Source organism: Paenibacillus sonchi, assembly GCF_016772475.1.
Taxonomy (GTDB): domain Bacteria; phylum Bacillota; class Bacilli; order Paenibacillales; family Paenibacillaceae; genus Paenibacillus_AQ; species Paenibacillus_AQ sonchi.
The window spans coordinates 1,270,555-1,294,798 of record NZ_CP068595.1 but is presented as its reverse complement, the minus strand read 5'-3'; the positions used below and the strand labels follow the sequence as shown (position 1 = coordinate 1,294,798).

18 protein-coding genes and 1 pseudogene are annotated in these 24,244 nt (G+C 54.2%); 14 read left to right on the top strand and 5 right to left on the bottom strand.

Going from position 1 to position 24,244, the window contains the following annotated elements:
- Positions 1-104 precede the first annotated feature (104 nt).
- From JI735_RS06015 to argH, 8 genes and pseudogenes are all read left to right on the top strand, one after another.
- Positions 105-998, top strand: a complete 894-nt coding sequence (locus JI735_RS06015) for a YitT family protein (protein WP_039834813.1) — start codon at positions 105-107, stop codon at positions 996-998.
- A 149-nt stretch (positions 999-1,147) separates the two neighbouring features.
- Positions 1,148-2,203: an N-acetyl-gamma-glutamyl-phosphate reductase gene (argC, locus tag JI735_RS06010; RefSeq protein WP_039834814.1), complete on the top strand. Its 1,056-nt coding sequence runs from the start codon at positions 1,148-1,150 to the stop codon at positions 2,201-2,203.
- Positions 2,204-2,224: 21 nt separating this feature from the next.
- Entirely contained in the window at positions 2,225-3,457 is a 1,233-nt protein-coding gene (gene argJ, locus JI735_RS06005; RefSeq protein ID WP_039834815.1) for a bifunctional glutamate N-acetyltransferase/amino-acid acetyltransferase ArgJ, read from the top strand.
- A gap of 41 nt (positions 3,458-3,498) precedes the next feature.
- Positions 3,499-4,316, top strand: a pseudogene (gene argB / locus JI735_RS06000) (acetylglutamate kinase).
- A gap of 267 nt (positions 4,317-4,583) precedes the next feature.
- On the top strand, positions 4,584-5,870 hold the full coding sequence (locus JI735_RS05995) for an aspartate aminotransferase family protein (RefSeq protein ID WP_233476271.1): 1,287 nt from the start codon (positions 4,584-4,586) through the stop codon (positions 5,868-5,870).
- Entirely contained in the window at positions 5,867-6,835 is a 969-nt protein-coding gene (argF, locus tag JI735_RS05990) for an ornithine carbamoyltransferase (protein ID WP_039834821.1), read from the top strand. The genes JI735_RS05995 and argF overlap by 4 nt, the downstream gene beginning before the upstream one ends.
- Before the next feature lie 353 nt (positions 6,836-7,188).
- A complete protein-coding gene (locus JI735_RS05985; RefSeq protein ID WP_039834822.1) occupies positions 7,189-8,424 on the top strand; it encodes an argininosuccinate synthase in 1,236 nt (411 codons plus the stop codon).
- Positions 8,425-8,504: 80 nt separating this feature from the next.
- Positions 8,505-9,920, top strand: coding sequence for an argininosuccinate lyase (argH, locus tag JI735_RS05980; protein ID WP_039834823.1), 1,416 nt, complete (start codon positions 8,505-8,507; stop codon positions 9,918-9,920).
- 646 nt (positions 9,921-10,566) lie between these two features.
- On the opposite strand, the gene JI735_RS05970 is transcribed toward argH, so the two are convergent.
- Positions 10,567-11,352, bottom strand: a complete 786-nt coding sequence (locus JI735_RS05970) for an alpha/beta hydrolase (RefSeq protein ID WP_039834824.1) — start codon at positions 11,350-11,352, stop codon at positions 10,567-10,569.
- A 532-nt stretch (positions 11,353-11,884) separates the two neighbouring features.
- Between JI735_RS05970 and JI735_RS05965 the strand changes: the two genes are divergently transcribed.
- A complete protein-coding gene (locus JI735_RS05965) occupies positions 11,885-12,478 on the top strand; it encodes a DL-endopeptidase inhibitor IseA family protein (RefSeq protein ID WP_039834825.1) in 594 nt (197 codons plus the stop codon).
- A gap of 149 nt (positions 12,479-12,627) precedes the next feature.
- Here the strand turns inward: JI735_RS05965 and JI735_RS05960 are convergent, their stop codons facing one another.
- Both JI735_RS05960 and JI735_RS05955 read right to left on the bottom strand, forming a co-directional pair.
- Positions 12,628-13,035 carry a CBS domain-containing protein gene (locus tag JI735_RS05960; protein ID WP_157771342.1) on the bottom strand — a complete coding sequence of 136 codons (408 nt, stop codon included), beginning with the start codon at positions 13,033-13,035 and terminating at the stop codon, positions 12,628-12,630.
- Between the two features lie 120 nt (positions 13,036-13,155).
- Complete coding sequence (locus JI735_RS05955; RefSeq protein WP_202677170.1) at positions 13,156-14,682, bottom strand: VanW family protein; 1,527 nt, start codon at positions 14,680-14,682, stop codon at positions 13,156-13,158.
- A 330-nt stretch (positions 14,683-15,012) separates the two neighbouring features.
- On the opposite strand from JI735_RS05955, the gene ftsE reads away from it, so the two are divergent.
- The 5 genes from ftsE to JI735_RS05930 all read left to right on the top strand — a co-directional run bounded on the left by ftsE (position 15,013) and on the right by JI735_RS05930 (position 21,139).
- Entirely contained in the window at positions 15,013-15,699 is a 687-nt protein-coding gene (gene ftsE / locus JI735_RS05950; RefSeq protein ID WP_039834830.1) for a cell division ATP-binding protein FtsE, read from the top strand.
- A complete protein-coding gene (gene ftsX, locus JI735_RS05945; protein ID WP_039834828.1) occupies positions 15,689-16,603 on the top strand; it encodes a permease-like cell division protein FtsX in 915 nt (304 codons plus the stop codon). Before ftsE ends, ftsX begins: the two co-directional genes overlap by 11 nt.
- 56 nt (positions 16,604-16,659) lie before the next feature.
- The gene (locus JI735_RS05940) at positions 16,660-17,979 is read left to right on the top strand and encodes a murein hydrolase activator EnvC family protein (protein WP_202677162.1); all 1,320 of its coding nucleotides are present in this window, start codon (positions 16,660-16,662) and stop codon (positions 17,977-17,979) included.
- Between the two features lie 209 nt (positions 17,980-18,188).
- Entirely contained in the window at positions 18,189-19,658 is a 1,470-nt protein-coding gene (locus JI735_RS05935) for a S41 family peptidase (RefSeq protein WP_020426068.1), read from the top strand.
- Between the two features lie 161 nt (positions 19,659-19,819).
- Entirely contained in the window at positions 19,820-21,139 is a 1,320-nt protein-coding gene (locus tag JI735_RS05930) for a PDZ domain-containing protein (RefSeq protein WP_411830112.1), read from the top strand.
- Between the two features lie 954 nt (positions 21,140-22,093).
- On the opposite strand, the gene JI735_RS05925 is transcribed toward JI735_RS05930, so the two are convergent.
- Both JI735_RS05925 and JI735_RS05920 read right to left on the bottom strand, forming a co-directional pair.
- The gene (locus tag JI735_RS05925) at positions 22,094-22,756 is read right to left on the bottom strand and encodes a response regulator transcription factor (RefSeq protein WP_039834754.1); all 663 of its coding nucleotides are present in this window, start codon (positions 22,754-22,756) and stop codon (positions 22,094-22,096) included.
- Positions 22,757-22,917: 161 nt separating this feature from the next.
- Positions 22,918-24,081 carry a sensor histidine kinase gene (locus tag JI735_RS05920; RefSeq protein ID WP_051051697.1) on the bottom strand — a complete coding sequence of 388 codons (1,164 nt, stop codon included), beginning with the start codon at positions 24,079-24,081 and terminating at the stop codon, positions 22,918-22,920.
- Between the last annotated feature and the right edge of the window lie 163 nt (positions 24,082-24,244).

Genomic DNA, 24,244 nt, shown 5'->3' with positions numbered 1-24,244 from the left:
GGGCATCATGATAATTCCTACGCGTCTTCGGAGGTGTAGGAATTTTTTTGAGAAGATTAGGAAGTCTATGCTTCAAGTATAATGTTAAGGAGAAAACAACCGGCATGCAAAAAATGAATTCACGCAATAAACCCCCGTTAATTCCACTCAATGGGCCCTTGCGCCATACGGTGGATATTCTGCTGATTCTGCTGGGCTCGCTGATTACGGCTCTGGCTTTCAATCTGTTTTTCCTGCCGAGCAGAATCGCTTCCGGAGGGGTGTCCGGCTTGTCCGTACTCGCGGAGGCCTGGCTGGGGGCTGAACCGGCGTTCACCCAGTGGGCGCTGAATATTCCGCTCTTTATCCTGGGGGTGATATTCCTCGGCAAGCAATATGGCCTCCGTTCGCTGCTGGGCAGCTTTGTGCTGCCGCTGTTTATCTTTCTGACGAAGGATGGGCCGGTTCCAACCACGAATCCGCTGCTTGCCTCCATTTACGGAGGGATTGGTGTGGGGCTTGGGCTTGGACTGGTATTCCGCGGGCGCGGGTCTACGGGGGGACTATCCATTTTGGCGCAGATCATTCAGAAGATTACGGGGTTCAGCTTCTCGCTGTCTGTGGTGCTGCTGGATGGTACGGTGATTACGCTGGCTGCTTTTGTACTGGGCATGGAACAAGCGATGTATGCCTTGATCGGCTTGTTTGTAACAGGCAAGGTGATCAACGCGCTGGAGGTGGGCTTCAGCACAACCAAGGTGGCGTATATTATTTCCGACCAGACGGAAGAGATTTCACAGGCAATCTTGAACGATTTGGACCGTGGGTTGACCAAGCTGAATGCGCAAGGCGGGTATACCGGCGATAGCCGTACGGTGCTTATGGTGGTAGTAGGGCAAAATGAGATCACCCGGCTGAAAGCATTAGTGCGTTCTGTGGATCCGGGGGCGTTTGTGATTATCACGGAGGCGCATGAGGTGCTGGGTGAAGGGTTCAAAAGAGAGGTGCAGTCTCCTTAGGGGGCTGCTTCTTTTTTTGGGCGAAATGCTTCGGGGATCTGTGCAGAATAAACTTGACGTTACATGTTGTATTTATATTAATTCAGTCGTATAATAATACATATTTCCAAGAGCGGTATTCATTAATTTATGAAAAGCAGGAAGCGGGGATGACTGTGACTGATAAGCTGAGAGCGGCAATTGTGGGATCAACGGGATATGGGGGCGTGGAGCTGATCAGGCTGCTGCAGGGCCACCCTGATATAGAGATTACTTCAGTGATTTCTTCTTCAAGCGCCGGTGCGCCTATTGAGGAGGGTTTTCCGCATTTAACGGGGATTGTGCAGCGCAATCTGGATGGAGTGGACGCGGCGGAGATCGCCGGGAGGGCAGATGTGGTGTTCACTGCAACGCCTTCGGGGGTAAGTGCCAAGCTGGTGCCGCAGCTGCTGGAGGCAGGACTGAAGGTGGTTGATCTGTCCGGTGACTTTCGGCTGAAGGACGGCGCGGAGTATGAGCAGTGGTATAAGCATCCGGCTCCGCCTGAAGCGTATCTGCAGCAGGCTGTATACGGATTATGCGAGGTGTTCGGGGAGCGTGCGGCTGGAGTGGATTTTGTCTCGAATCCGGGCTGTTATCCGACAGCTACGCTGCTGGGCCTGGTTCCGGCGCTGCAGGCTGGCTGGATTAAACCTGACAGCATTATAATTGATGCCAAATCGGGTGTATCCGGCGCAGGGAGGGGAACTAGTCTAACGGTCCATTTTGCCGAGATCAACGAGAATTTCAAAGCCTACAAGGTCAACAAGCATCAGCACATTCCCGAGATTGAGCAGACCCTGACGAAGATCGCCGGAGAAAAGGTGACGGTGACGTTCACTACGCATCTGGTGCCGATGACCCGGGGAATTATGAGCACGATGTATGCCGGGATGAGCGGCGGGTACAGCGAGCAGGATTTTGTGGACTTATACCGTAAGTATTATGCAGGACGCCCTTATGTGCGGGTTCGTGATGCGGGTGTGCTTCCAGCCACCAAAGAGGTCAGCGGCTCCAATTATTGTGATATCGGTTTTGCCGCGGATGCCCGTACAGGACGGGTAACGGTTGTATCCGTCATTGACAATATTGTTAAAGGCGCAGCCGGGCAAGCGATTCAGAACCTGAATTTGATGATGGGATGGGAGGAAACCCGCGGTCTTGGTTACACACCTGTGTATCCTTAAGCTTCAGCGGTCAACAATATCATGAGTGAGAAACAGGTTTTTACCGTCGTTGAGGGCGGAAGTGTCACAACCCCTAGGGGGTTTACGGCTGGCGGACTGCACTGCGGACTCAAAAAAACAGAGCGCAACGACCTGGCGGCAATTCTCTGTGAGGTGCCTGCGATAGCGGCTGCGGTCTATACAACGAATGTATTCCAGGCTGCGCCGCTGAAGGTGACGCGGGAGAGTCTGGCGAACGGGACGCTGCAGGCGGTCATCGTGAACAGCGGGAATGCCAATGCCTGTACCGGCGAACAGGGCGAAGCCGATGCTTATGAAATGCGTGCTGCCGCTGCCCGCGGGCTTGGGGTGAATGAATTGGACGTCGCGGTTGCTTCTACCGGTGTAATCGGCGAACTGCTGAAGATGGACCGTGTGCGCAGCGGCATTGCCGGACTGCCGGAGAAGCTGGATGGAGGAGCCGCCGGGGCGGAAGAGTTCTGCCAGGCTATTTTAACAACAGATCTGGTCAAAAAAGAATGCTGCGTCACAGTAAAGGTCGGTGAAGCGGAAGTTACCATCGCCGGAGCTGCCAAAGGTTCGGGGATGATTCATCCCAATATGGCGACTATGCTGGGCTTCATGACCACGGATGCTGTGATTGACGGCGAGGATCTGCTCAGTCTGCTGCGTACTGCGACCAACACTACTTTTAATATGATTACGGTAGACGGAGATACAAGCACCAATGACATGCTGGTGACGATGGCTAGCGGGCTGGCCGGGAATGAAAAGCTGACGCGGCTGCATGCGGACTGGGATGCTTTTGCCGCTGCGTTCACACATGTCTGCAAGAGTCTGGCTATGGCGATTGCCCGTGACGGCGAAGGAGCGACGAAGCTGATTGAAGTGCAGATTGACGGTGCAGTGCATGATGAGGCTGCGGCGGCGATTGCCAAGACAGTGGTCGGCTCCAGTCTTGTGAAATCTGCGATTTTTGGTGCGGATGCCAACTGGGGCAGAATTATTGCGGCGGTAGGGCGCGCAGGAGTGCCGGTATCCCCGGAACGGGTAGATATCTCACTTGGCGGAATCGAGGTGCTGAGGCAGTCGCGTCCGGTAGCTTTTGATGAGGAGCAGGCTCTGCATTATTTGCAAAAAAGCGATACCGTGCGGATTACCGTAGCTTTAGCTGACGGAGAAGGCAAGGCTACCGCCTGGGGCTGCGATCTGACGTATGATTATGTGCGCATTAATGCCGCATACCGTACCTGATTCACGGCTGGGGCTGAGCTTACTGGGAGGGTACCGATACTATGACTTTTGAACCTGTTGAGAATCATAAGGCTGGCGGACTGTTCGTTATGAAATGTGGCGGCAGTACGCTGGCGGCGCTTCCGGATTCATTTTTTGACGATTTGCGGGAGCTGCAGCTGAGCGGTGCCCGGCCTGTTATTGTGCATGGCGGCGGACCGGCGATTTCCGGCAATCTGGAGAAGCTTGGCATTGAGAGCAGCTTTGTGAACGGCTTGCGGGTGACGACCGAGGAAGTGCTGGATGTGGTGGAAATGACGCTGGCGGGGAGCATCAACAAGGCGATTGTCCGAAGGATTCAAGGCAGTGGAGGGCAGGCGCTCGGCTTATCCGGTGTGGATGGGCGGCTGATTACGGCCCGGCTGGTTGCCAATAGCGGTGAGGTGGGGCTGGTCGGTGAAGTGACTGAGGTCAATGCAGAAATTGTGGCGGGTGTTCTGGCGATGGGCTATATCCCTGTGATTGCGCCGATCGGCATAGATGCCGGGGGCCAGCGCTACAATATTAATGCGGATACGGCGGCGGGTGCGGTGGCTTCTTTTATCGGGTCGCCCCAAATGATTGTGGTCACGGATGTGCCGGGCATTATGCGCACCCTGGACGGACGCAAAACCGTGCTTCCGTCTGTGACGGTAGGGCAGATCGAAGACTTAATCAAAAATGGCGAAATTTACGGCGGGATGATTCCAAAAGTACGTGCCGCGATCGATTGTATCCAGGGCAGTGTGTCCGAAGTCGTCATTGTTGACGGCAAGGAGCCCCGGGTGCTTAGCCGGGTGCTGCAGGGGAAAAACTGGGAACACGGATTATTGGTTCGTAACTAATAAGATGAACTAAAAAATTCATAAGAGGGTAGAAGTGCGGAGGGGAAGTTTGGAACTGGAAGAGCGAATGCGTCCGCCTTTGTCACCGGATTTCAACCGTGGCAGGCGGTTCAATCAAGAAATCTGGGGACAACAGCGGCTGGAAGTCCAAACATTCCCCGTAGTTACGACCATACGCCACAATGTAAAACTAAAGTTCAACTTATAAAATAACAAGCGCTGACGGGAATACCGGAAGCAGCATGGTGGGAGAGTGACTAAGAATGAGTGAGCTTACGCAAGCGGACAAAGATTCTTTGACAGGGGCACCGCAGGACCGTTCAGTAGAAACAGGGGTTCAGGAGGCTGCTCCTGCCAAGCTGAGTGCGGTATTCCCGTCCTACGCCAGATACGACATCAGTCTGGTTAAGGGCAAGGGCAGCTGGGTGTGGGATGATCAGGGCAACAAGTACCTGGACTTTATGTGCGGCCTGGCCGTAACGAGTCTGGGACACGCACCGGAGAAGGTTGGCGCGAAGCTGAAGGCGCAGATTGATACGCTGTGGCATGTCTCGAACCTGTTCCACATTCCTGGACAGGACCGGGTGGCTGCGCTGCTTACAGCGAACAGCTGTGCAGATCAGGTGTTCTTTTGCAATAGCGGGGCGGAAGCGAATGAAGCGGCGATCAAGCTGGCGCGCCGTTATCACCAGAAGGTGAAGGGAACGGGCCGCTATGAAGTGATTACGTTCGAGCAGTCCTTCCATGGACGTACTCTGGCCACACTGACGGCTACCGGACAGCAAAAGGTAAAAGAAGGCTTCCTGCCGCTTCCGGCAGGCTTCAAGACTGTGCCGCTGCACGATCTCCCGGCGCTGAAGGCTGCAATCTCCGGGAACACCGCAGCAATTATGCTGGAGATGGTCCTCGCCGAAGGCGGCGTGCTGGAGGTGCGGCAGGAATTCCTGGCTGCGGTGGTTGAGCTGTGCAAAGAGCACGGGCTGCTGCTGATCGTGGATGAAGTGCAGACCGGCATGGGACGTACGGGCAAGCTGTTTGCGCATCAGCATTACGGCATTGAGCCGGATATTTTCACCTTGGCCAAGGGGGTGGCCAGCGGCTTCCCGGCAGGCGTTATGCTGGGCAAGGGATACCTGCGTGAGGCGTTCAGTCCAGGCAGCCATGCGTCCACCTTCGGCGGAACGCCGCTGGCCGCAGCCGTAATGGAAGCGACGATCGAAACGATGCTGGAAGATAATCTGGCGCAGCGTGCTGCCGACATGGGAGGATACCTGAAGGGACTGCTCGGAGACAAGCTGGCGGATACGCCGTTTGTGAAGGAGATCCGCGGCAAAGGCCTGCTCATTGGCATCGAGTGCGCGGCACCGGTAGGAGATATTGTATTGGCCGGACAAAAGCGCGGGCTGCTGTTCGTGCAGGCCGGACCCAACGTCATTCGGCTGCTGCCTAACCTGTATGTAAGCGCCGATGAGATCCACCAGGCGGTGGACATCCTTTCGGAACTCATTCATACTTATGCTAACAATGAAAAGTGGGAGGCAGGTTCATGAGCCAGGAAGTGAAAAGCGGTGCACAACAAATCGCGCAGCAGCTCAAAGGCCGTGATTTGCTGGAGCTGAACGACTACAGCCCGGAGGAAATCACGTATTTGATTGATTTGGCGATTGAGCTGAAGCGGAAGCAAAAGAGCGGGGAGGTCTATCAGCCGCTGAAGGGCAAGACGATTGGGCTTATTTTTGAAAAATCCTCGACCCGCACACGCGTGTCGTTTGAAGTGGGCATGTACCAGCTCGGCGGGCATGCGCTGTTCCTGAGCAAAAATGACATTCAGCTCGGACGCGGCGAAACCGTCGGCGATACGGCGCAGGTCATGTCCCGTTATCTGGACGGCATTATGATCCGCACCTTCGGCCATGACAAAGTAGAGGATCTGGCCCGTTATGCTTCGGTGCCCGTCATCAACGGACTGAGTGATCTGGCCCATCCGTGCCAGGTGCTGGCTGATTACCAGACCGTCTACGAGCATAAAGGCAAGCTGAAGGGCCTGAAGCTGGCCTACATCGGCGATGGCAACAACATGGCGCATTCCCTGCTGATCGGCGGTGCCAAGCTGGGTGTGCATGTCTCGGTTGCCGGACCGGAGGGCTATGAGCCCGATGCGGCTGTCGTTGCGGAGGCGCGTGAGATTGCCAAGGAAACCGGAGCGGTAATCGTGGTTACCCGCAGCCCGCAGGAAGCCGTACAGGACGCTGATGTAATCTACACAGATGTCTGGGCGAGCATGGGCTTTGAAGCCGAGCAGCTCGCGCGTGAGGCCGCGTTCAAGGATTATCAGGTCAACGAAGAGCTGGTCAAAGGCGCAAAGAGCGACTACCTGTTCCTGCACTGCCTGCCGGCTCACCGTGAGGAAGAGGTCAGCACCGGCGTGATCGACGGCCCGAATTCGGTCATCTTCGACCAGGCCGAGAACCGCCTGCATGCGCAGAAAGCGCTGATGGCGGCATTGATGGGCTAAGGACCGTATTCACGGGCTAAGCTATAGCTAAGAGTATTCAGCGATCTGGAGTAAATCAGGATTGGTCATGCAAATCAGGCAAGGCTCTTGCTTGGTCTTATATTATATAAAACATTATATAAGATGAACTGTAATAAATAATGGGGCAAGAAGGAACGAAGGAGAAGTTTGGAACTGTAGGAGCGACAGCGTCCGCCTTTGTCTCCGGATGTTATCCGCAAAGCGGTATAATCAGAAACATCTGGAGACAACAGCGGCCGGAAGTCCAAACATTCTCTGTAGTGACGTCCAAAGGCCGATTATAGGTTAGCAGTTGATCTTATACCCCCCACATGAAAGGAAGTCGCACCCCCATGCCAAAAGAAAAAATCGTACTCGCCTACTCCGGCGGGCTAGATACCTCGGTCATCCTGAAATGGCTGAAAGAAACCTATGATGCGGAGATTATTGCTTTTACAGCTGATATCGGCCAGAAGGAAGAGCTGGACGGTCTGGAGGAAAAAGCCCTCGCAACCGGCGCATCGAAGGTCTACATCGATGACCTCCGCGACGAATTCGCGAGCGACTTCATCTACCCGATGTTCCAGTCGGGCGCTTTGTATGAAGGCCAATACCTGCTCGGCACAAGCATCGCCCGTCCGCTGATTGCAAAGCGTATGGTGGACATCGCCATCGCGGAAGGCGCGACGGCTATTGCCCACGGGGCAACCGGCAAAGGGAATGACCAGGTGCGCTTCGAACTGAATGCGGCGGCCTTGTCGCCAAGCATCAAGGTGATTGCGCCTTGGCGGCTCGAAGAGTTCCGCAGCCAGTTCCCCGGCCGGGCGGAAATGATCGCCTATGCGGAAGCGAACGGCATTCCGGTTCAGGCCTCGGCGGCCAAACCGTATTCCATGGACCGCAACCTGCTGCACATCAGCTACGAGAGCGGCGTGCTGGAAGATCCGTGGTTCGATCCAAGCGCACCGGAGAACAAGGGAATGTTCCTTCTCAGCAACGCGCCGGAGGATGCCCCGGATCAGCCGGAATACCTGGAGCTGGAATTCCTTAAGGGAGATTGTGTCGCACTGAATGGCGAGCCGCTATCTCCACTGCAGGTCATGGAGAAGCTGAACGAGCTGGGCGGCAAGCATGGCATTGGACGCGTGGATATGGTGGAGAACCGTTTTGTCGGCATGAAGAGCCGCGGCGTGTACGAAACGCCAGGCGGAACCATCCTGTTCACCGCCCACCGCAAAATGGAGTCCATCACGATGGACCGCGAAGTGATGAACCTGCGCGACAGCCTGATTACCCGCTACAGCACACTTGTGTACAACGGCTTCTGGTTCGCGCCTGAACGCCTTGCGCTGCAGGCGCTGGTGAAGGAAAGCCAGAAGAACGTTACCGGTACCGTGCGCGTCAAGCTGTACAAAGGCAACATTATCGGAGCCGGCGTAAAGTCTCCGGTCAGCCTGTACAATCCGGAAATTGCTACTATGGAAGCAGATCCGACCCAGGCCTATGATCAAGGGGATGCTACAGGCTTTATCCGCCTGAATGCCCTGCGTCTGAAGGTTTCGGCGGGCGTAGCAGAATCGAACAAATAACATAACCAGACCGCTGAAGGCCGTTCCTCCCGTCAGGACAGGGGCGGCCCTTCTAGCGTCAATAAAGGAGGATACAACAGGTGAGCAAGCTGTGGGGCGGACGTTTTACCAAAGGAACGAACAAACTCGTGGAGGAATATACGGCTTCCATCGGATTCGATAAAGTACTTGCTGAAGAGGATGTGCAGGGCAGTTTGGCTCATGTCACCATGCTGGGCAAATGCGGCATCCTGCCGCAGGAAGATGTAGAGACGATCAAGAATGGACTGAACAAGGTGCTCGGCAAGGTCCGTGCGGGGGAGATTGTTTTTTCCGTGGCAGATGAAGATATTCATATGAATATCGAAAAGAATCTGATCGAGGAGATTGGCCCGGTCGGCGGCAAGCTGCACACCGGGCGCAGCCGCAACGACCAGGTGGCTACGGACATGCACCTGTACTTGCGCAATCGGGTGGTCGAACTGGTAGCTCTGCTGCAAGAGCTGCAGGAAGCGCTGATCGGCCAAGCCAAAGACAACGTGGATACGATCGTTCCGGGCTACACGCATCTGCAGCGTGCCCAGCCGATCCTGTTCGCTCATCACCTGCTGGCTTACGTGTCCATGTTCCGCCGCGATGCGGAGCGTCTGACGGACAGCTACAAGCGGATCAATGTGCTGCCGCTGGGAGCAGGGGCGCTTGCGGGGACCACCTTCCCGATTGACCGTCATTTCGTAGCGGAACAGCTCGGGTTCGACGGTGTCTATGAGAATAGTCTGGATGCAGTCAGCGACCGGGATTTCATCGTCGAATTTCTGGCCAACGCGGCACTGGTGATGACCCACCTCTCCCGGCTGAGTGAAGAACTGGTGCTGTGGAGCAGCACGGAGTTCAGCTTCGTGGAGCTGGACGATGCCTTCTGCACAGGCAGCAGCATTATGCCGCAGAAGAAGAACCCGGATGTGCCGGAGCTGGTGCGGGGCAAAACGGGCCGTGTCTACGGCAACCTGATCGGCCTGCTGACGGTGCTCAAGTCCCTGCCGCTGGCATACAACAAAGACATGCAGGAAGACAAGGAAGGCATGTTCGACACCGTAGCCACCCTTACAGGGGCACTCCAGCTGTTCGCGCCAATGATCTCTACGATGAAGGTGAACAAGAGCCGGATGCGTGAGGCTGTCAATACGGACTTCTCCAATGCGACAGATATCGCTGACTTCCTGGTAGGCAAAGGTCTGCCTTTCCGCCAGGCGCATGAGGTCATCGGCAAGACGGTGCTGTACTGCATTAACGAAGGCAAATTCCTGCTGGATCTGACGCTGGAGGAGTTCAAGCAGTTCTCCCCGCTGTTTGACGAGCAGATCTACGCTGTGCTGCAGCCGGAGGCTGTGGTGAACGCCCGCAACGTCTATGGCGGTACGGCTACGGTGCAAGTGAAGGCAGCGATTGAGCGGGCAGAGGCAGCCTTGAACGAGGCCAGTGAGTGGATTGCGCAGCACGTAAATACTATCCGGTAAAATAGGCCGATTGGCTATAATAGACTGCTGATCAGATTGCTGGATAGATTCTGAATAGATTGCTGGATATACGGCTGGATAGATTGCCGAAATGAACAAAAAACTGTCTTTCACCGCATCACCGGATGTGGGAGGACAGTTTTTTTATGATATAGAAAGTCTGTCCGGAGACTACGGCGGAACTGCCGTTGTCGGAAACCCGGGAGTGGAAAAAGGAAACTTAAAATCCTCAGAAATCAACATTTCCGAGGAATAAGTGGAATAAGGGAACTTCATTCTGCAATATTCCCATATCCGGAGCGAAATATGCTGAAATAGTGATACTTTTTCCACTTAACCAGTCGAGTTGCTTGATGCTCAAGCCAATTAATGATACTTTTTCCATCTAACCAGCTAACGAAGCGCCAAGAAGACAGGTACTCTCCTTACATAAACTGCTTGGCACCAAAGGTACCTTTGAATTCTGCGTAGGCGGGCAATTTGAGGAAATGAGAGGTTCCACAACAAGCTAAGTTCTACAGGACTTAGCTTGTCGTGCGCCACCTTAGCTAGCTGCGCGTCCACCTTAACTTGTTGTGCATTCACCTTAGCTAGCTGCGCGTCCACCTTAGACTTGCGGTGCGTACACCTCAGGCTAAACCTGCCCTTATTTTTCTAGCGGCAGCCAGGCCAGCACATCACGTATTTTGGTATCCCAATAACCCCATTCATGTTCGCCCGGACCTTCCTCGTAGGTTAAGGACAGCGATGTCTTGGCACAGGCCTTGCGGAAGGTTTGGTTGTCCTCATAGAGGAAATCTTCCGTTCCGCAGCACTGGTAGAGCAGCGGTTTAGGCCCCTTGGCCCGGTCGGCCTCTTTTAGCAGCCACAGCAGATCATCCGGAGTGTCTTTTATGCTATGTTTGCCAAAAATCCGTTCGTACTCAGGACTCTTCTTAGTTGGGTCCTCCCAGTTCAAGGAATGGTGTACCATATCGAGCGCTCCCGACAGACTTGCCGCCGCCGCAAAAGTGTCAGGCTTGCGCAGTCCCAGCTTGAACGCCCCATAGCCGCCCATCGACAGCCCGGCCACAAAGGTATCCTCGCGTTTGGGGGACAGGGGGAAGAATGAACGGGCCAGCGCAGGCAGCTCTTCACTGATAAAGGTCCAATACCGGCCTCCCTCGGCCATATCCGTATAAAAGCCCCGGTGCACCTGCGGCATCACCACCGCAATCCCCATTTGTGCGACATAGCGCTCAATAGAAGTGCGGCGGAGCCAGATCGAGTCGTCATCCGACAGGCCATGCAGCAAATAGAGTGTCGGGTGCAGTTCTCCTTTAGTAACATTGCTCATGCCAATCTGGGTGGTGGTCTGCTGCGGCAGAATTACCGTCATGGAGGTGCTCAGTCCCAGTACATCCGAATAAAATTTGCATTCGATCAAAGCCATTTTATTCTCTCCTTTCTATTCAGCCCAATAATAGCACAGCACAAAATAGATATATATTGTAGAAGTCTCTCGAATTACCTCGAAAGGATTCTACAGTCTGGTATCAAAGAATTTTAGTGTAACTAAATCCACTACATTACGGAAGGATATTGCAAGAAAAGCAAACAATAGAGCGCGATCTAAGCTAAGCGTAATGTCAACAAACAATGAAATGATCATCACGGTTGCAAGCAGAAGCATTAAAAAGTCATTGTATCGTGAAGATATCTGATGTGTTTTATTTTGGATGCTTTGCCAACGCTCATCATTCTTATATTCTACTTGTTTTTTTGCTTTGTAGACATATAAATATAATGTAGCAGCCCCCACAGAATGTCCGTCATATTTTTTTCGCGATTTGTGGGGAGGCGGAGCTTTATTATTTTTTTCTGCCGTAATCCTGTTTTGACCCTGTAGAGAATTGGGTATTTTAGCTTAAAAGCTGCAGTAAGGTATAGAGTACTTATCGCACAATTATAAGGAGGAAATGATAATGAACAAAAAAATGCTGCTCAGCTCACTCGCTCTTTCACTGGGTCTGGTATCGGCGGGGAGCGGAGCGTTCGCGGCTTCGCCAGCTTTTGGAGTTGAAGGTGTAAAGGCGGTAGCGGTATCCGCACCGGGCAAGGAAGGTCCGGCAACGATTAACAATCTAACGGTGAAAAGTGTGATCCCGCTCCTGGTTCACGCCAAGAAGCTGTATACATATACCAGTCGCGGCGGCGTGACGTTCCAACCGGAAACGTTTCAATATAAAGGGACGGAGTACCGTTATCTCTCCAGTGATATTGGGAGCAGGCAGCAGCTGATGAATTACGTCAAACGCGCCTACACGCACAATGCCGCTGCGTTTTATGTGCAGACACAGTTTTTGGAGCAGAACGGAAGAATGGCGCAAGTGAACACCGATATAGGCAACTCAATGCAGTATGATAAGGCGACAGCACGTATGGTTTCGAAGACTGCAACCGCTGCTGTTTTTGAGTTAAGTGTGCCGGATCAAGGGACGAACCAAAGCGTAGTGGTGAAGCTGAAGAAAGTGAGCGGATATTGGAGAATTGACATGTCTCCGGATACGTTATTCTAATAGCGGGGCTGAGGCTGGCAGGAGGAATGGAGAAGCGGAAGAGCAGCAGCCGGGTCCGGGCAGACTGAGTGGATGGAAGGGCAAAGGGGAGACGGTGAGGAAGGCAAAAGGGGGTGTACAAAGCTTCACTGGGTACGCACTTGGGGGAGTTAATGCTGCTCCCGTGTCAGGTCAGAAACATACACCACACCGGCAAAAACTCCTTCCTCCGTAACGATAATGCAGTCGTTCCTCATCGCTTCAGGACGTTCCAAGGCTGATCTCAGAACGTGTTCCGGCGGGGTAGAGATGTCAACAGCCAGCGGTTTGCGGTTCATGAGCCTGGTTACGGATTCCCGGTAGAACAGCTCCATACCCGAACGTCCGGTAACCTTGAGAAAAAAGCGTTCACACATCAAGAGACCAACCGGCGTATGGTCTGGATTGCAGACAACGAGGCATTTGGCTTCGGGGTGCTGGAACATCACTCGGAGGGTTTCACGGCAGGTATAGGCAGCGGGGACGGCTGGGGCGCTGCGGAGCAAGGCGGATAATGGATTGGAAGCAATTAAGCTCATAGCAGTTCATCCTTTCTATTCCAAATCTGCCTCAAGGATACCACTCCATCGTAAAGGGCATATGTTACCGAGGTAAGCGCAATGTAAAGCAGGGGAGGAAAGCCCCTGCCCAGTTAATCTTTATGGCAAAAAGGCGGCAGGACTATGATTGTCCTGACCGCCTTTTTGATGAGATGCAGGGTAGAGCATACTGACTGGAAGCCGCCAGGCGCATTGGCTGCAATCACCCCGCACCCCATCCTCCACCAGAGGCTGCTTGCGGGAATCGGGCTGGATCGACTTGCCCATGCCGCCCTGGTTGATGGCGATGATGCGTTTTTGCGCGTAATAGGTGTCCCGGGAGAGCAGCTTCTTCTCTACGGCTTTGCCGTCAACGAGCCGGGTGATGTAAGTTTCAACGATATAGCCGGTTTTTCCGTTCTGGATCACCCGTGTGCCTCCGCGCGGGAGCGAAGGGTCACTCACATATTTGTCGGCGGGTGCAAGCAGCTCCACTGTCCGGGACTGGACCAGGAAGGTGACATTCTTCGGGAACGTGCCGAACAGCTTCACGGTTAAGGTGCGGCCTTGGACGGCGGCATGGATAATCAGAGATTTGCCGGTGTTGTTGCGGAAGCGGAAGTTGATGTTGCCTTCAGAGAAGGTAGCATCCTGTCCTTTGGGCAGATAATTAACCGGCAGGGAATGGTTGCGCCGCTCCACGATTTCGAGCCCTGAACGCAGGGCGGCGTTATACAGCGTGCTGGATACCTGGCAGATCCCTCCGCCTACCCCAGGCTGCAGCCTGCCGTTGACGATCACCGGTGCTTCCCGGAAGCCGGTGTCAGCCTGGGCCTTCTGGATGGCCTTGCCGTAATCGAAGACTGCACCCGGAGGCAGAAGGGTGCCGTTGACGGCTGCGGCGGCCGCCTGGACATTGAAGGTGCGGCCGGGGCCGCTTGCCCCGAGGGAGGTGCTGAACTGTGAAATTTTTCGCTCAATGCCCTGCTCCTTCAGGATTTTCAGCGTGACCTCCGGCTGCCGGATGCTGAGCGGAACTTCAAGCATGATCTGTTTGCCCTTAAGGCTGTCGGCATTGTGGAGGGTAAGAGGGACTACCGCCTGCAGGGCAAGCTCCAACGCACGCCAGTCTACCTCATAGGTGGTCTTCTCAGGCGTGTATACCACACGGTCATCTGCGGTGATGCGCCGTACAGCGTCAACGGGGACGCCAAAGGTTTCTTTTTCCCAGTCTGGACTCAGACTTTTCTGCAGCTGTGTCAGATCCAGATGTGCCCTGAGCTCCCAGCTGCGGGGAAAACTCCAGCGCGCGCGCACCCGTTCCAGCAGTCCGCCTTCGGTGAGCGTATTCAGTCCCTGCAGAAATTCCTCTGCCTCATACGTCATGCCTGCCTGCCGCAGCGTAACCGTGAGCTTGGTGTTAGGCTCTGCCTTCAGCACCAAAGGAACCGCCTCGAGCGCCTGCAGTCTGGTGGCTAGTCCCGCACGTACGTCGGCTATTTCCATACCCCCGACGTCCCAGCCGGCGACAAGGGTTTTTGGGGGGAGTGTCTGCTGGCTGCCATATAAATGAAGTCCTCCGGCTACAAGGGAGCCGGCCAGAATCAGGCTGATCAGGGCAATGAGGGCGGCATGGATTTTTTTCATGAAAGATCTCCTTCAGTTGGGCGGATTTGCGCGGACGGGGCGCTGGCCAGGAATACTAGACTTAATGAATGGCTTTTGCAGCCGATATAAATAGATAGAACCGGTAGCAGCCCGGTTGTTTCTGAATTTGCAGAATGCAGATCTAGTGGCGGTACCGGGTTTTTTTTCGGTTTTTAAGATGCTTTTTATGTATATGTGCGATATCGGTAAAACTTTCGGGTACTCAAGCAGTTACGGATTTGTTACAATAGATACGCCTGCGGTATTCATGCAGTTTATGGAAACTTCCGCGGTTTGCTGCGGAATATGTCAGAATCGGGAAGTGATGAAGTGATTGAAATGCAGGATGTGTGGAAGACCTATTCGAACGGAACCCATGCGCTCCAGGGCGTATCCGTCAAGATTGACCGCAATGAATTCGTCTATGTCGTCGGACCGTCCGGCGCCGGTAAATCAACGTTCATGAAATTAATTTATAGAGAAGAAATGCCAACCAAAGGACAAATTTCGGTAGGCGGGTTCAATATAGGCAAGCTGAAGCCGCGCAAAATTCCCTATGTCCGCCGCAATATCGGGGTGATCTTCCAGGATTTCCGCCTGCTGCCGAAGCTCACGGCCTATGAGAATGTTGCGTTTGCGATGGAGGTCATCGAGGCTCCGAAGAAAGTGATCAAGAAACGTGTTCCTGAAGTGCTCGAATTAGTGGGCCTGCGCAGCAAGGCGAACCGTGAGCCCTCTCAGCTGTCCGGCGGGGAGCAGCAGCGGATTGCAATCGCCCGGGCAATTGTCAACAACCCTTCTGTCATCATTGCGGACGAGCCTACCGGCAACCTGGACCCTGAAACCTCGTGGGGAATCATGCAGCTGCTGGACGAAATTAATTTTCGCGGGACAACCATTGTGATGGCGACTCACAACAGGGATATCGTCAACAAAATGCGCAAGCGGGTCCTGGCTATCGAGAACGGAAATATCGTCAGAGACCAAGTGAGAGGGGAATATGGTTATGAGTTTTAAAACCTTCTTGCGGCATGTGCGGGAAGGCTTCAAAAACGTATTCCGCAACGGCTGGATGTCGGTGGCTTCCATCACTTCCATTGTCGTCTCCCTATTCGTGCTTGGTGTCTTTATATTGCTTGTGCTTAATGTCAACGCTATCGCCGACAAAGCGGACAGCCAGGTGCAGATCAACGTGCATCTGACACTGAATACCGACCAGAAGATGCGTGAAACGCTGGAGAATGAGATCGGCAGCATGCCGGAGGTCAGCAAGGTGGAGTTCGTCTCCAAGGAGCAGGGGCTGAAGGAATTCCGCGAGGATATGGGGCCGGATGCCGCCGAGCTGCTCGAAGGCTTTGATGAAGATAATAACCCGCTGCCGGATAAGCTGCTCGTGGAAGTCATTCAGCCTACGACGGTTCCGTTTGTGGCGGAGAAGATAGAAGCGCTTAACAAGACTCATGAAGAGAAGCCGATTTACAAAGTGAATTATGGCAAAGGCTCGGTGGAAACGCTCTTCAAGGTAACGAAGGCAGTACGCAACATCGGATTTATTTTTGTAGCGGGACTGGCACTCATGTCGATGTTTCTGATCTCCAATACGATCCGGGTGACGATCCTTGCCCGCCGCAAGGAGATTGGCATTATGAAGCTGGTGGGTGCGACGAATTATTTTATCCGCTGGCCCTTCTTTATTGAAGGAGCGCTGATCGGGCTGATCGGCTCACTGGTTACCTCGGGGGCGCTTTATGCAGGCTACAGCAGTCTCGTGTCCTCTGTCCAGGGAGACCCGATGCTGGGGCTGCAGCTGATTCCTTTCCAGGATATCTGGGTTCTGCTCTGCGGGCTGCTTGTCGGCCTGGGAGTGCTGATCGGTATATGGGGAAGTACCGTATCGATCCGCAAGTTCCTCAAAGTGTAGACTATGATCCGATTGCAGGATGACCATCTTACAAGACAAAGGACGGGGAGTGCGAGTTGAAGAAGATTGCCGCCGGGCTGGCTGCTGTGCTGCTGGCTGTCACACTATTCCAACCCTCTGACGGATATGCCAAAAAAACTACGGTCGCAGAAATCGACAAGCAGCTGAAACAGCTGCAGCAGGAGGTTCAGGCTGCCAAAGCTGCACAGGACAAGGCCGCTTCACGGAACCAGGAAGCCAAGCATTATTTGAACAAAACGAATCTTAATCTTCAGTACGTGCTGGATCAGATTGATCAGGTCAAAGGCCAAATGACGGATATTTCCGGCAAAATCGCCAGTACGGAGAAATCGCTGAACATTACGGCCACCGAACTCGATGAAGCGGAAGCGCGTGTGGCTTCCCGTGAGAAGCTGCTGGAGTCCCGGGTCCGCCTGATGTATACTGACGGTGCGGTTTCCTATTTGGATGTACTGCTCTCATCCACCAGTTTTTCCGATTTCCTGGACCGGGCGGATTCCCTCAAGATGATTGTCGACCAGGATCAGGACCTGCTCGTGCAGCACAAGCTGGACAAGCAGACGGTTATTACCAAGAAGCAGGAGCTTGAAGGGCAATACGCCCAGGCCAAGCAGCTGTATACGGATCTGGAGTCCCAGCGGAGCACGCTAAAAGAGAAGGAGGCGGAGAAGCAGGAGCTGATCGCCTACTACGATAAGGAAATCCAGGAGACGGATGGCCTCACGGAAGAGCAGGATGCCAAGCTGGTGCAGCTGGCCAGCCAACGCTCTGCGCTGGAGAATAAGAAGGACCAGATCAAAGCTGAAGAAGCCGCACGCAAAGCAGCGGCAGCCAAAGCTGAAGCGGCGCGCAGAGCGGCAGCCGCTGCTGCGGCGGCCAAAGCCCGGGCTGCCAGCAGCAGTTCAAACTCCAGCTCCGGCTCGGACAGCAGCTCAGGCTACTCTGAATATGCGGGCGGAAATGGGCCATTTCTGCTTCCTGTGGGCTCGGCACGGATTTCTTCCCCATACGGGCTGCGGACCCATCCGGTGACCGGTGAGGTAGGCAAGATGCATACAGGTACGGACTTTGCTGTTCCGCAAGGGACAAGCATTCATGCTGCCGATTCCGGTACGGTCATTGTCGCTGAATGGTGGAGCGGCTATGGATATACGGTAGTGATTGACCATGGCGGCGGGGTATGGACACTCTACGGCCATATCCGCGAGGGCGGCATCAAGGTTAGTGTGGGCGAACGGGTATCCCGCGGTCAGACCATTGCTGAATCGGGTGCAACCGGCCGCGTCACCGGCCCGCATCTGCACTTTGAAGTGCGGATCGACGGCAAACCGGTTGATCCGATGCCTTACCTGTGAGGCTCGGGACGATCATAGAATGGATTTGGAAAAATAACGGTACAGCTTGAACTTGAAACCGGCAGTTTTTTATTGTGGATCAGTTGAGGTTTAGCATATTATAAATATTAATTTGATTTCCGGCATATACTGGAAGAGATACCGTTCTTCGCAGAACGGGCGTGTCCTTGGCTTTATGCCATGGGACAAGAAGGGACGGTGGGAACATCATGTTGAAGAAAAGCACAGCGGCTTTTATGATTGTCGCTGCCTTGCTGTGCGGAAGCCTGCTGACCTTGGGCGTCACCGGCTATGCGGATATATTCGGACGGGCTGCGGGTGAAAGTGCGGCGGCAGCGGTTGTACCGCCTGGTGGCTTGCAGGAGAAGGAGTCACAGAAGCTCGGAACCGCGCTGAGCCTGATAGAGGGCTATTACTACGAAAAGGTAGACCGGACGAAGCTGATCGACGGTGCCGTCAACGGAATGATGGAAGCACTGGGCGATCCTTATTCAAATTATATGGGCAAGGAAACCGCTGAGAAATTTGAGGAGAGTATTGAAGGCTCTTTCTCGGGAATCGGGGCTGAGGTCTCCTCGGAGAACGGCAAGGTAGTTATCGTCTCCCCAATCAAAGGCTCGCCGGCCGAAAAGGCAGGGCTCAAGGCTAAAGACGTGATTCTGTCGGTGAACGGGGAAACGCTCGAAGGCATGGAGCTGAATGATGCCGTTGCCAAGATCCGCGGACCGAAGGGGAGCAAGGCTACACTCAAGATTCAGCGCACCGGAGCGGCGGAACCGCTTGAATACGTGCTCACCCGCGATGATGTGAAGCTGGAAACCGTCTATGCCAAGCTCGAAAAGGATGGCGTAGGTGTTATCGAGGTTACCCAGTTCTCCATGAATACCGCTGAGCGTTTCAAGGAAGAGCTCGGCAAGCTGGAGAAGCAGGGCATGAAGGGACTCGTCATTGATGTCCGCAACGATCCGGGCGGCGTACTGCCGGTGGTGATTGATATGGCGGAACAGTTCGTACCGGCGGGCAAGACCATTGTGCAGGTGGAGGAAAAGGGCAAGAAGCCGGAAGTCAGCCCTTCTAAAGGTTCAAGCAAAAAATATCCGGTCGTTGTACTGATGAACAAAGGCAGCGCAAGCGCCTCGGAAATCCTGGCCGGTGCCCTGCAGCAATCTGCGGGAGCCAAGCTGATCGGAGAAAATTCCTTCGGCAAAGGCACGGTCCAGACGAGCTTTGACAAGCAGCTCGGCGACGGCAGCCTGCTGAAGATTACGATTGCCAAATGGCTGACGCCAAATGGCACATGGATTCACGGCAAGGGCATTAAGCCGGATATTGCGGTGGCCCAGCCGGATTATTTCTCGGTGGCGCCGATTAACAAAAGCGTATCCCTGCAATACAACATGAACAACGCGGATGTCAAAAGCGCACAGACCATGCTGGACGGTCTGGGCTACAAACCGGGCCGCAAGGACGGGTATTTCGATACCGCGACGAAAGATGCGGTGAAGAAATTCCAGAGTGCATCCAAGCTGAAGGCGACAGGCATCGTTGATGCCAAGACCGCCGAAGCGCTGGAGCTGGCGCTAATCAAAGCCATTCAGAACCCGGTCAACGACAATCAGCTCAATAGGGGAATTGCCGAGGTACAGAAGGAAATTCAGGCGTCGTTGTCGAAAAAGTAAGAAGGCTGAGTTCAGCCTTCTTTTTTCTAGAAATATTAGAATTTATAGGGTTCCCGCTATAAGATGACTTTTCTATTTCCCGCTGTAACGGTACCTGAAGGCGAACGCTGCATTACTGCAGATCAACACTACCCGGACTTAAAAGGAGTGTGACGAACGGTTTGAATGGAATGCCGGAACTGCTTACTAGCTGGGGCACAGCAGTCGTACATCTGCTGATTCAGCCCTATTACTATATTGCTATTTTGTTTATTGCTCTCTACTACCGCAGGCAGGTGGCGCTGGAACGGAAATTCATTCATGTGAAGCTGCACAGCTGGGGCCGCGAGACCTGGCGTACGGTATGGAGCGGCCTGGTCGCGGGCTTGGTCGTTTCTCTGGCAGCTGTAGCTCTGGGGATATCCCTGACCGGTACGGCGGTGGCCATCATTTGGGCTGTCAGCCTGGTGCTCATGCTGTTTCGTGTGCGCTATTTGTGTTTTGCTTACTCCATTGGAGTGCTTGGCATCCTGCAATTTATTCTTTCGTTCTTTCCGGACACGCTGCAGAGCGGGCTGGCCGGAACCATCGCCACCGCGCTGCGGGAGATGGATATTCCCGCCCTGCTGGTGCTGGCCGCCCTGCTGCATCTGGCCGAGGCGCTGCTGGCGCGCTGGCAGGGCGCAAGGCTGGCTGCGCCGCTCTTTCTCAAAGGCAAGCGCGGCAAGGTGGTCGGCGGCTATCAGCTGGAGGCGTTCTGGCCGCTGCCGCTGTTCCTGCTGATTCCTTCGGGCGCAGGAATCGGCGATCTGCCCTGGCACCCGCTGCTGGGCGGCGGGCTGGGCCTGGTGTCCCTGCCGGTCATCATCGGCTTCAGCGAGATGACCCAAGGCCTCCTGCCCGGGCGGAAGAGCGCCCGCACAGCAGGACGGCTGCTGCTGTACAGCACCGTCCTGCTGGCTCTAAGCGGGCTTGCCGCCTGGTGGAGCCCGCTGACCGTGCTCGCGGCGCTCGCCGCGGTGCTGCTGCACGAAGCACTGGGCTGGTACAGCGCTCTGGAGGAGCGCAGTCTAAGCCCTATCTTCGTGCATCCTCCAGCCGGCCGCAAGGTGCTGGCCGTGCTGCCGGACAGCCCCGCGCAGGAGCTGGGCATCCTGCCGGGCGAAATCCTGCTGAAGGTCAACGGGGTCCTGTTGACCGATGCCGCGCAGCTGCATGAGGCGCTGCGCATGAACCCCGCGTTCTGCAAGCTGGAGGTGCAGAACCGCGCAGGCGAGAGCAAATACCTCCAGCGCGCGATCTATGACGGCGACCACCATCAGCTCGGCATCATTCTGGTGCCGGAGCCGGACGGATGGGTCACCGCAGAGGCCAAGTCTTCCAGTATCTTCAGCATTATCGCGATGAAGACCGGGGCGAGCCGCCGGAGTCTTCCATCCGGCGGACTGGGACGGGCCAAGGGTACGGCTGCGGACGCCAAGAAGGAATCAGCCGGAGTCTAGCGTGGGCCGATTTTTACGGCTCTGAATACTGGACAGAGCTCCAGCAATTGTTATGCACGCCTACCCATCCGGGAAATGGGCAGTTATAAAGGGCAGTAATAATTCAAAAGCCTGTGTTCTCCTGGTATTCAGGGAGCACAGGCTTTTTTTACAGTACAGGAATTATAGAATACCAAAAATTGCAGATGACTTGAAAGTTGCCGGCGATACAGGCGGCGCACTCGGGTTCATCTGCAGCATGAAGCGGACGAGAAGCCTGCATGTTGTACAATAATGTGCACTCCAAGCACTTCAACTGGTAACTCTCCTGCACTATGTACAATAAAGTGCGCACCAAGCACTTCAACTGGTAACTCTCCTGCACTATGTACAATAAAGTGCGCCTCAAGCACTTCAATTGGTAGTTCTCCTGCACAATATACAACATTATGCACGCCTAGCACGCCAAATGGGCAAAAATCTTGCAACTCATACAACAATGAGCAGTCTAAGTGCGTCGGCTTGAAAATTCTCTTGCAAATTGTACAACAATCCAGGCTGTGTAGGCTCCGATTGTCTATTCACCAGTTATATAGATTGATCTGAAAAAATTTATGAACAGAGCCAGTCATCCTTAGCGGGAAAAAGGTTCACTCATCGGGCTCATTCAGCTTATGGAGTAGCCTATGTTGGAAAAAGTATCACTAATTCGCCTGAAAACGGTCGTATGGGACGAATTGGCATGAATTAGGTGTACAAAATACAACTAAAGCCTGCCGTAGCCGGGATTTCAGCAAATTAGTTTTACTTTTTCCACTTAGCTTTAGTTCCTGATGAGCCTACTCACATTCCTCAAGCTTTCAAGCTCTCCTGTTCAACTCATATAGGGGGATTCCTTACAAAAGTTGTACTTTAGATTCTCATATTGGGGTTGGCCGCAACTGCGGGAAGCAGCCAGGCTCGCCGCGGCAAACCTCAATTCCCGTGTTCCCGCTGATTCTTCCAGTAGAAGATGGCGATTTGTGTACGGTCGCGCAGGCCGAGCTTGCTGAGGATATCGGTGATGTAATTTTTGACCGTACCTTCACTTAAAAAGAGTCCGGCAGCGATTTCCTTGTTGGTATGGCCTTCCGCGATTAAGGACACCACAGCCAGCTCGGCTTTGGTCAGCCCGTATGCCTCCAATGTCTTGGGCATCGCCTCTTTCGGAGGCGCGGCCGGCTGCAGAAAACCGGCCAGCTTGCGGGCGATGTCGGGATGGATGAGCAGATTGCCTTCATGAACCGTTTTGATCCCCTGGATAATCCGGTCCGGCGGAATATTCTTCAGCAGATACCCGCTCGCCCCATTCCGCAGCGCTTCGATAATGTATTCGTCATCGTCGAAGGTCGTCAGCATCAGCACAGAGATACCGGGGTAGGCTTCCTTGATGAATTTGGTACCCTCGACACCGTCGCAGTTCGGCATCCGGATATCCATCAGCACCACATCGGCGTGAGGCAGCTGCTTCAGCAGGGCCAGAGCTTCACGGCCATCGCCAGCGGAGCCCGCTACCTCAATCTCCGGGTCGAGTGCTACCAGTACCTTAAGGCTTTCGCGGATAAATGAATCGTCGTCAACGATAACTACTTTAATCATATGAGGCAGGTCTCCTTTAGCTGTAGAAGTTGAATTTTAGATCTCTTGGTGTATACAACTTATAGAATTAGGTATATAAATTGAACTTGAGTTTTTTCGATTTTGGGATGGGTCGTGACTACAGAGAATGTTAGGACTTCCAGCCGCTGTTGTCTAAGGTTTTACAGTGGAAGTTTGTCGGGCTGACTGTGCAGGGCAACCCTGGTAATGACAGCAAACTCCGGCTCTAGCTGGAGCTCCAGCGTTCCGCCGACCAAATGAACCCGCTCGGCCATTCCCTGCAGCCCCATCCCACCTTTGCCCCTGAGTCTCAGCAGAGGGTTTTCTTCCGGGCGCAGGCCGTTATTGCCTACCTCCATGGCCACCTCTTGCTCGCTGAACGAGACTTTGATCCATACTGCGGTCGCCCGGCCATGGCGGATAGCATTGGTAAGAGCCTCCTGGGCGTTTTTGTAGAGGGTGACCCGAACGCTGGGATATAGGGGGTACGGCATCCCGTACACCTGGTAGGAGGTTTCAATGCCGGTATCCCGGCCAAGCTCCTCCAGCAGCCGGTCCAGCGCATAAGCCCCTTCGAGCTGTGAGCCATAGTTGATCCGCCGTACCGCTGCACGCATATCGTCCATACTGGCCGCCAGCTGGTCCCGGATCTGAGTCATCATTTCCATCCCTGTCTCCGGGGAATGCGGCAGCGTGTGAATGGCGGCCTCAGTCATCATTTTAACCCGGATCAGGCGGTGGCCGATATCGTCATGCAGCTGACGGGCAATCCGTATCCTTTCCTCAGCTTGAGCGGCCGATTCGATCTGGGCGGTGAATTGGAGCAGGCTGCTGCGGGCTTCTTCCAGCTCAAAATGCTTTTTGCGCAGCTCGTCATAGAGGAACAGTGTGTCAACTCTCCCGCGCCCCGAGCGCATAAGCAGCTTGTTCAGAGCTGCGGAGAGCAAAAAGGTAAGGTTTATAACCACCCAGACCCGGGGCTCTGAGCCGCTTAACGCCACATTTAGCGCCGCTGCATGAATAACGAAGAAGACAAGCACCACAAGCCTGTTCTCCAGTCTGGAGTAATTCAACAGTGCCGAAACAGCCGGAAAAATCATCAGATCTCCATAATGCCGGCACAGCCAGGCCGTATAGAGCAGCTCAATGGCGCAGGCCAGCGCACGGAGAGGACCCGGCAGCCGCCCGCCAAGAGCGGCAACCAGCAGCAGCAAAAGGAAATGGAAAGTAAACAGCTCATAATCCGCATAGTCATAGAGATAGATAGCCATCAGGGCGGGGATGATCATAAGCGCATAGCGCAGGACGTTCATTTCTCTGTTCAAATGGAGGTCATCCTTTATAAGGTTGTTATGCTTATCTTAGCATAAGAACCTGCTGATTCAGGAGATGACTTAAGTCACCTCCAATTCATGACCTTTCGTACCTTCGGGAGCCTCCATCTTACGCTACAATAAATCCATAGAAGCACATAGGAACAGGAGAGAT